The organism is Clostridia bacterium, from assembly GCA_028698525.1.
GTDB lineage: Bacteria > Bacillota > Clostridia > JAQVDB01 > JAQVDB01 > JAQVDB01.
On record JAQVDB010000009.1, the window covers coordinates 33,976 to 42,879 of the forward strand.

The 8,904-nt window shown below is 37.9% G+C and carries 8 protein-coding genes; all 8 read right to left on the reverse strand.

Annotated features, from left to right (window positions below; all coding sequences use genetic code 11):
• Positions 1-51 precede the first annotated feature (51 nt).
• On the reverse strand, positions 52-1,506 hold the full coding sequence (gene guaB / locus PHP06_02330) for an IMP dehydrogenase (protein MDD3839392.1): 1,455 nt from the start codon (positions 1,504-1,506) through the stop codon (positions 52-54).
• Between the two features lie 175 nt (positions 1,507-1,681).
• On the reverse strand, positions 1,682-3,319 hold the full coding sequence (gene groL, locus PHP06_02335) for a chaperonin GroEL (GenBank protein ID MDD3839393.1): 1,638 nt from the start codon (positions 3,317-3,319) through the stop codon (positions 1,682-1,684).
• 35 nt (positions 3,320-3,354) lie between these two features.
• Complete coding sequence (groES, locus tag PHP06_02340; protein ID MDD3839394.1) at positions 3,355-3,639, reverse strand: co-chaperone GroES; 285 nt, start codon at positions 3,637-3,639, stop codon at positions 3,355-3,357.
• Between the two features lie 230 nt (positions 3,640-3,869).
• Positions 3,870-4,559, reverse strand: a complete 690-nt coding sequence (locus PHP06_02345; GenBank protein ID MDD3839395.1) for a DUF554 domain-containing protein — start codon at positions 4,557-4,559, stop codon at positions 3,870-3,872.
• A gap of 13 nt (positions 4,560-4,572) precedes the next feature.
• Positions 4,573-5,448: a DNA glycosylase gene (locus PHP06_02350; GenBank protein MDD3839396.1), complete on the reverse strand. Its 876-nt coding sequence runs from the start codon at positions 5,446-5,448 to the stop codon at positions 4,573-4,575.
• 171 nt (positions 5,449-5,619) lie between these two features.
• Positions 5,620-7,029, reverse strand: a complete 1,410-nt coding sequence (gene gltA / locus PHP06_02355) for an NADPH-dependent glutamate synthase (GenBank protein ID MDD3839397.1) — start codon at positions 7,027-7,029, stop codon at positions 5,620-5,622.
• The gene (locus PHP06_02360) at positions 7,016-7,864 is read right to left on the reverse strand and encodes a sulfide/dihydroorotate dehydrogenase-like FAD/NAD-binding protein (GenBank protein MDD3839398.1); all 849 of its coding nucleotides are present in this window, start codon (positions 7,862-7,864) and stop codon (positions 7,016-7,018) included. The genes gltA and PHP06_02360 overlap by 14 nt, the downstream gene beginning before the upstream one ends.
• 13 nt (positions 7,865-7,877) lie before the next feature.
• A complete protein-coding gene (locus PHP06_02365) occupies positions 7,878-8,687 on the reverse strand; it encodes a hypothetical protein (protein MDD3839399.1) in 810 nt (269 codons plus the stop codon).
• Positions 8,688-8,904: the final 217 nt, after the last annotated feature.

Consider the following 8,904-nt stretch of genomic DNA (forward strand, 5'->3'; position numbering starts at 1 on the left):
ATTCCCATGGTACCATATTTATATAATAAAAAAACGGCAATATACCGTTTTTTATTGTAGAGAATAATTCGGAGATTCTTTTGTGATATATATATCATGGGGATGGCTTTCCTTAAGCCCTGCATTTGTTATTTTAATAAACTTGCTTTCCTTTTGGAATCGTTCTATATCTTTAGCCCCACAATACCCCATGCCTGCACGAAGACCCCCGACTAATTGAAATATAGTTTCTGACAAAGGACCTTTGTAAGGAACCCTGCCTTCCACCCCTTCCGGAACAAATTTCCTAGCGTCCTCTTGGAAATATCTGTCCTTACTCCCTTTTGCCATCGCCCCTAATGAGCCCATGCCTCTATATACCTTAAAGCTTCTGCCTTTATAAATTTCACTCTCCCCCGGACTTTCCTCAGTACCTGCAAATAAACTTCCTACCATTACACAGTCTGCACCTGCAGAAATGGCCTTGACAATATCTCCGGAGTATTTGATGCCTCCATCTGCTATTATCGGAATACCATGTTTTTTAGCCTCCATCGCACATTCATATATCGCAGTTACCTGCGGAACGCCTACTCCTGCTACTACTCTAGTTGTACAGATAGATCCCGGGCCGATACCTACCTTTACACAATCAGCTCCTGCCTTGATGAGATCCCTCGTAGCTTCAGCAGTAGCAACATTTCCTGCAACTAATTGAGTTTCAGGATATCTCCTCTTGATTTCAGACACAATATCAATTACATTTTTAGAGTGTCCATGTGCAGTATCTACTACTATCACGTCCACTTTAGCTTTGACAAGGGCATCTACCCTATCCATTGTATCCCTTGCAGTGCCTACCGCAGCACCTACCAATAACCTGCCGTTATCGTCCTTTGCCGAGTTGGGGAATTTTATCGCTTTTTCTATATCTTTTATCGTTATGAGCCCTTTTAAATAGCCCCTTTCATCAACTATAGGCAGTTTTTCAATTTTATACTTCCTCAATATTTCCTGTGCTTGTACCAAGTTGGTGCCTTCAGGTGCGGTAATCAACCCTTCGGAAGTCATCGCTTCGCTTATTTTCCTGTCAAAATCCGTTTCAAATCTTAAATCCCTATTTGTTATTATTCCTACAAGTTTTCCTTTTTCTGTTATAGGAACCCCTGATATATGATATTTCTCCATAAGATCCAATGCATCCTGCAATATGTGATCTGGTGAAAGGTAAAAAGGATCCACTATCACACCGTGTTCAGATCTCTTAACCTTGTCCACCTCTCCCGCCTGCTCATCTATAGACATATTTTTATGTATTACTCCTATACCGCCCTCTCTGGCGATAGCTATTGCAAGTCTGGCCTCAGTGACAGTATCCATAGCTGCACTGATAAATGGAATATTCAATTTTATTTTTCGAGTGAGGTGAGTGGATATATCGATATCTTTTGGAAGCACTTCAGACCTTGCTGGAATTAATAATACATCATCAAAAGTCAACCCTTTTTTTAAAAATTTGTCATGAATTTTAATCACACCCTTTTCTATATAGTTCTATGCTTTTTAATCGCCCTTGTTAGACTTGCTTTTTAAACAAGCTTTTATCGTTCATTAAAGTTTATCAAAGCATTAGACAGGTGTCAATTAAAAAAATAAAAACCCTGCACAAATATTATTTCTGTACAGGGTTTTTATATACTTATTACATCATGCCCGGCATTCCGCCACCTGGCATTCCGCCTCCACCCATCGGCATATCCTTTTCTTCTTCAGGTTTGTCAGCTACAATGCTTTCGGTTGTCAATATCATGGATGCAACACTTGCAGCATTTTGTAATGCAGAACGGGTAACCTTTGTAGGATCCACTATACCATACTTAATCATATCTACATATTCCTGATTTAGTACGTCAAATCCAACACCTGCATCACCGTTCATTACTTTTTCTATAATTATTGAACCCTCAAGACCAGCATTTACAGCTATCTGTCTCATCGGTTCCTCTAATGCTCTTTTCACTATGTTAATACCTGTCATTTCATCGGCATCTGTTGCTTCTAATTCTGCTACAGCTTTAATAGCACTTATCAATGCAGTTCCTCCGCCAGGAACTATTCCTTCTTCAACAGCAGCTCTTGTTGCAGCTAGCGCATCTTCTATTCTAGTTTTCTTTTCCTTCATCTCTGTCTCGGTTGCAGCACCTACTTCTATTACCGCAACACCGCCGGCAAGCTTTGCTAATCTTTCTTCTAGTTTCTCTCTGTCAAAATCAGAAGTTGTTTCAGCTATCTGAGATCTGATAGAAGCGATCCTGTTTTCTATTTCTTTCGAATCTCCTCCACCTTCAACTATAGTCGTATTTTCCTTGTCAACCTTCACTTGTCTTGCCTGACCAAGTTGATCGATTGTTGCATCTTTTAATTCATATCCTAATTCTTCCGATATAACCTGGCCACCTGTCAATACTGCAATATCCTCTAACATAGCCTTTCTTCTGTCTCCGAATCCTGGAGCTTTAACTGCCACACAGTTGAATGTTCCTCTCAATTTGTTTACAACTAATGTTGCAAGGGCCTCACCCTCAACATCTTCTGCAATTATAAGGAGCTTTTTGCCCTGCTGAACTATCTGTTCAAGCACTGGAAGTATCTCCTGAACATTGCTTATTTTCTTGTCTGTTATAAGTATGTATGCATCCTCCAATATTGCTTCCATCTTTTCAGTATCTGTAACCATGTATGGTGATAGATATCCTCTATCAAACTGCATACCTTCTACAACATCAAGGTTTGTACCCATTGTCTTTGATTCTTCAACGGTTATTACTCCGTCATTACCCACTTTTTCCATAGCATCGGCAATCAATTCACCAATCTCTTTATCATCGGCAGAGATGGATGCAACCTGGGATATCGCCTCTTTACTTTCTATGGATTTGCTGATATTTTTCAATTCAGTTACAGCAGTTTCTGTGGCCCTATGTATTCCTTTTTTCAATATCATAGGATTTGCCCCTGCTGCTACATTCTTCAATCCTTCTCTTACAATAGCCTGAGCTAACAGAGTAGCAGTTGTAGTTCCATCTCCAGCTACATCGTTTGTCTTTGTTGCCACCTCTTTTACAAGCTGTGCACCCATATTTTCAAAAGGATCTTCTAATTCTATTTCTTTAGCTATGGTAACACCATCATTTGTAATCAATGGAGTACCAAACTTCTTATCAAGAACAACATTCCTACCCTTTGGCCCCAATGTAATTTTAACGGTATCAGCTAATTTATTTACACCTCTTTCAAGGGCTCTTCTTGCTTCCTCATCAAACTCAATTATCTTTGCCATGTAAATTACCTCCTTTTATTTTATACTTCCATATATCATTCAACAATTGCTAATATATCACTCTGGCGAACTATTATGTATTCTTGGTCATCTAGTTTTACTTCTGTTCCTGCATATTTGGAATATATAACTTTATCTCCTACTGCAACTTCCATTTTAACCTCTTTTCCATCAACAAGTCCGCCTGGTCCAATGGCCAAAACTTCTGCCATTTGAGGTTTCTCTTTTGCACTCCCCGGTAATACTATTCCGCTCTTTGTGGTCTCTTCAGCTTCGATAGATTTTATAACAACTCTGTCTCCCAATGGTTTGATGTTCATAAAAAAACCCTCCTTATCAAGATGTATTTGTTAGCACTCACTCATATCGAGTGCTAACTACATGTAATATATTATATAATTTTTTTCTGATAATCAAATACTAAAATGTCAGTTTACAACGCATCTACGGCCATCACAATAAATTGTGCCCATATAACTCCACTTTTCTCCTTGTATATCCTTTTTTCAATAAATACAATATAAAAGTCCCGGACATCATTTACCTTCATTCAAATTAGCGACTTTACTATCGAATATATAAGAGGAATAAAGATTGCCGGAAGCATATTCCCCACATTTATCTTCTTTATATCCAGCATCGTAATACCTATTCCCACTATGAGTATGCCCCCCACTGCAGCCATTTCAAGTATTACAACATCGCTCATATAAGCCTTCAAGCCTGAAGAGGCTAGCACAATCGCACCCTCATATAAAAGGACCGGTCCTGCTGAAAAAGCTACTCCTATTCCCATGGTAGATGAAAATATTATGGCTGTAATACCATCCAGCATCGATTTTGCATACAATATATCGTGCCTTGCTTCCAATCCACTCTGAAGAGCACCCATTATAGCCATGGCCCCTACACAATATATCAATGTTGCAGTTATAAAACCCTGTACAAATCTTCCGTCACCTTTACCGGAAAACTTACTCTGAATCTTTTCACCAATACCCTGAAGTCTGTCTTCAATCTTAAGCAATTCACCTATAATACCTCCAATAATCAGGCTAATTATTACTATAAGAATATTTTGGCTTTTTATTGCCATTGTAATACCTATTATAACTACCGATAAAGAAACTGCCTGAATTACAATATTTTTATATTTTTCAGGTAAACCACCTTTTAAAAATGTCCCTAAAATACTTCCACAAATAATAGCTATGACATTAACTATAGTTCCCCAAAGCATAAGACTCCCCCTGTCATTTTCCTATTTTTAGTTCCCTTGCATAGTAAAATAAATATTGTTGGGCAAACCCTGACAGTTCACCAAACTTGTCAATCGCATAATCATGAATTTTTTTAAGGCTCATATCATCATCCACATAAAACTGTTTCATCACCCTACCTACCCACACGTCTGTAGGAAATGCAGTAAATTTTCCCATTGAATAAAGCAAAACACAATCGGCTACCTTAGGACCTACTCCTGGCAACTTCAAGAGCTGTTCTCTGGCATCCCGATAATCCAGATATTTTAACTTGTACAGATCTACTTCTCCGCTCAACACCATTTCAGCAGATCTCTTAATATAATCTGACCTGTAACCGCACTTACATTCTTTGATATCTGAAACATCAGAATATGCCAGATCTTCAACGGTTGGAAAAGTATAAAACATTAAATCTTTATATTTTATAGGTCTTCCAAAATATCTACAGATATAATCTATTGATTTTTTTATTCTAGGTATTGCATTATTGGCGGATATGATAAAAGAAACTAGGCACTCCCATTCATCTTGCCTGAGAATTCTGATTCCATGTCCAAATTTTACAGCTTTTTTTAAAACCTTATCAAGGCTGAGGCTTTCTTTTATCTGGCTATATCCTCTTTCAAGATCAAAATATTCCTTCCATATATCATTGAATTCATATAGGGTACAATTGTCTATAAATAATTTTCCATCCTTCAAATAAACATAAATCACCTTGCCAAAGGCTATGCCTATATATCCGTTTTTAAACCGATTCCATCTAAAACATTGCCCACATTCAAAAATATGTGTCAAATCAAAATTTCTTATCCCATGGACAATAACAGTTTGTTTATCTTGCTCAATACATGTATAATCCATTTTTAACATTAAGTTCCTTTCCGGTAAATATTAGCATTAAAAATATATTTTCTAACCCTTCAATTATTCTATTTATTTTTAATATCTATAATAATACCATAAAAACCAGTTTAGAATAACAAAAATCTCCACTATGATCAAGTGGAGATTTTCAATAAAAATATAAGTCCTTTATAAGTTGTTTTTGGCTTTGATGTATTCATCTATTGCATCTGCAGCCTTTTTACCTGCTCCCATGGCGAGTATTACAGTAGCAGCTCCGGTTACAGCATCTCCGCCTGCATATACCCCTTCTTTGCTAGTCTGACCTGTTTCCTGATCCACCTTGAGTCCACCCCAGAAATGGGTTTCTAATCCTTGTGTAGTGCTCTTTATTAAAGGATTAGGACTTGTTCCTATAGCCATTATCACAGTATCTATGTCTATAGTAAATTCAGATCCTTCTACAGGAACTGGTCTTCTTCTTCCGGATGCATCAGGCTCCCCTAGCTCCATTTTTATACAGCTAATGCCCTTTACCCAACCATCTTCTCCATGTATCTCTACCGGATTGGTGAGCAATTTAAACTCAATTCCTTCCTCTTTTGCATGATGTACTTCTTCCTGCCTTGCAGGCATTTCAGCTTCAGAACGTCTATAAATTATATACACCTTATCCGCACCCATCCTCAATGCACTTCTGGCTGAATCCATCGCTACGTTGCCTCCGCCTACTACCGCAACTTTTTTGCCTTTCTTTATAGGTGTATCAGCTTCCGGAAATTTGTATGCTTTCATTAAATTTATTCTAGTCAAGTATTCATTGGCAGAATATACTCCATTGAGATTTTCACCGGGTATGTTCATGAATTTAGGCAGCCCTGCACCTGTTCCTATAAATACTGCCTCATATCCCTCTTGAAACAAGTCGTCTATTGTAAGAGTTTTACCTATTATAACGTTGGTTTGTACTTCTACTCCCAATTGTTTCAAGTTTTCTATCTCTGTTTTTACCAACGCTTTGGGCAATCTGAACTCAGGGATACCGTATATCAATACTCCGCCCGGTTCATGAAATGCCTCATATACTGTTACTTTATATCCTTTTTGGGCAAGGTCTGCTGCTGCAGTAAGCCCTGCTGGTCCTGCGCCTATCACTGCAACCTTGTGAGCATTATCTTGAATATTCTGTGCTTGATTGGTCTGAGATATATTGTTTTTTAATGCGTAATCAGCTGCAAATCTTTCTAATCGACCTATAGCCACACTTTCACCTTTTTTGCCTAAAATGCACTTTTTCTCACATTGTTCCTCTTGAGGGCACACTCTCCCGCAAATAGCAGGTAAATTATTGGTTTGCTTTATTATACTTATTGCTCCTTCAAAATCTTCCTCCGCTATCTTTTTTATAAAATCAGGTATTTGTACGTTTACAGGACAGCCGGCCACACACTGAGGCTTTTTACACTGAAGGCATCTTTTGGCCTCCTGTACAGCCTGCTCTTTTGTATAACCCAATGCTACCTCTTGAAAGTTCTTTGCCCTTATTTCAGGTTGTTGTTCCGGCATAGGTGTTTTGGTCTTCTGTCTATTTAACGTCATCATGATCACCTCCACACAGTCCCCCACCGTCACACTGCCTTTCCTCTGCCTTGTACATACTCTGCCTTCTCATGGCCTCATCAAAGTCTATTAGGTGTCCGTCAAAATCCGGCCCATCCACACATGCATATTTTGTCTCTCCACCCACAGTCACTCTGCAACCGCCGCACATACCGGTACCATCTACCATTATAGGGTTCATGCTGACAGTAGTTTTTATCCCATATTTTCTGGTCATATCACATATCACTTTCATCATGATAAGCGGTCCTATAGCTATTACTCTGTCATAGTTTCGCCCTTGTTGTTCTATCAATTTTTTCATTACATCGCTAACAAATCCATGATGTCCCATGCTCCCATCATCAGTTGCAATATATAAGTTGTCACATACACCCTTCATTCGGTCTTTAAATATAACATAATCTTTTGTTTTTGCTCCTATTATCACATCTACTTTTTTGCCTTTGTCATGCAAATACTTTACTTGTGGATATAGTGGGGCGACACCCACTCCGCCCCCTATGCACAATACATTTTCACCATCTTCCAGTTCTGATGCGCAGCCAAGAGGTCCTACAAAATCTTTTATGCTCTCACCCTGATTCATCTGGCCTAATAGTTTGGTAGTTTTACCTACTTCTTGAAATATTATAGTTATGGTTCCTTTTTCCCTATCAAAGTCTGCTATAGTCAAAGGAATCCTTTCTCCATCCTCTCTCACCCTCAAAATTATAAACTGCCCAGGTTGAGCTTTACGTGCCACTAAGGGAGCTTGTATTTCCATGAGCTTTATCCCAGAAGCTAATAGCTCTTTATGTTCTATTCTATACATCTTCCCTCTCCTTTCATCTCTTTAGTTTTTTAGCTACTATGTCTGCCTTAAGCACATTAAGGCCAGTCATATATTCTACATCATTCACTAATTTTTTCTGTACGTGTTTTAGGGTATTGATTATATTCCCGCCGTATTGCAAATATAATTCTACAGTAATTATAATGCCAGATTCATAGGATCGGATATCCACGCTAATTACTTTAAGAATCCCATCAACAGACCCGCAAGAATACCTAACAATAGAATCAAGAGCGGTATCATTGATATAAAATCTTCCCAAGTAGCTGTATGTAGGACGTACAACACTTTTTTCACTTATATCGATGTTGCTGCTATCTTTTTTCCTAAATATCTTCAAAGGATCAACAAAATAGCCTGAAAAATCCTTTTTTATTTCAAAGGTAGGAACAGGTATTACATGTTTACCTTGTTCTTTTCTAACCCTTCTTGCTTTTAGTATCTGGCTGTCTGTAGCTATTTCCTGTATAAATATTTTAGTATTAGGCAAGGGCAGATCTAGATTGCTCGCTATTTTCTCCACCATTCCTTCAGATGTACCAATAACCATAATGGAGGAAGGGTTCTCTGCTTTTATAGCTTCCTTTACTATCTCACAGTGTTCTGAATGTACAAACATCGCCCTTTTTATTGCACCGATCTTAGTTGACTCTTTTTTCGCAGAATAGCCTGCTATTATTTTTGTGTCCTTTATAAATAAACCGTCGTCTATAATATAATTAATTCCCCGGGATTTAGCAATATTCAAAGCTCTATGGCTTTTCCCGGTACCACTAGGTCCTACAAAAGCAACTATTTCCACTGGTTATCCTCCCAACACAAGAATATACCAATAATTTTAACACAAATTGAGATAAAAAACATTAGTGAAAAGAAGCGTGGAAATTATAATAGTACTCAACTTTCCCACTTGAGAAAAGCAATATGAACCTTGAAAAATGAATATAAAAAATCACGCTTATAATTAATTTAGAAAAGGAAAACCGCCGCGGTTATGGTATAATTGAATCATCACAAAC

Excerpts from the sequence above, each read along its gene's own strand:
- PHP06_02350 (MDD3839396.1), bottom strand. The coding sequence starts at position 5,448 with ATGGATTATACATGTATTGAGCAAGATAAACAAACTGTTATTGTCCAT.
- gltA (MDD3839397.1), bottom strand. The coding sequence starts at position 7,029 with ATGACGTTAAATAGACAGAAGACCAAAACACCTATGCCGGAACAACAA.
- groL (MDD3839393.1), bottom strand. The coding sequence starts at position 3,319 with ATGGCAAAGATAATTGAGTTTGATGAGGAAGCAAGAAGAGCCCTTGAA.
- groES (MDD3839394.1), bottom strand. The coding sequence starts at position 3,639 with ATGAACATCAAACCATTGGGAGACAGAGTTGTTATAAAATCTATCGAA.
- PHP06_02345 (MDD3839395.1), bottom strand. The coding sequence starts at position 4,559 with ATGCTTTGGGGAACTATAGTTAATGTCATAGCTATTATTTGTGGAAGT.
- PHP06_02360 (MDD3839398.1), bottom strand. The coding sequence starts at position 7,864 with ATGTATAGAATAGAACATAAAGAGCTATTAGCTTCTGGGATAAAGCTC.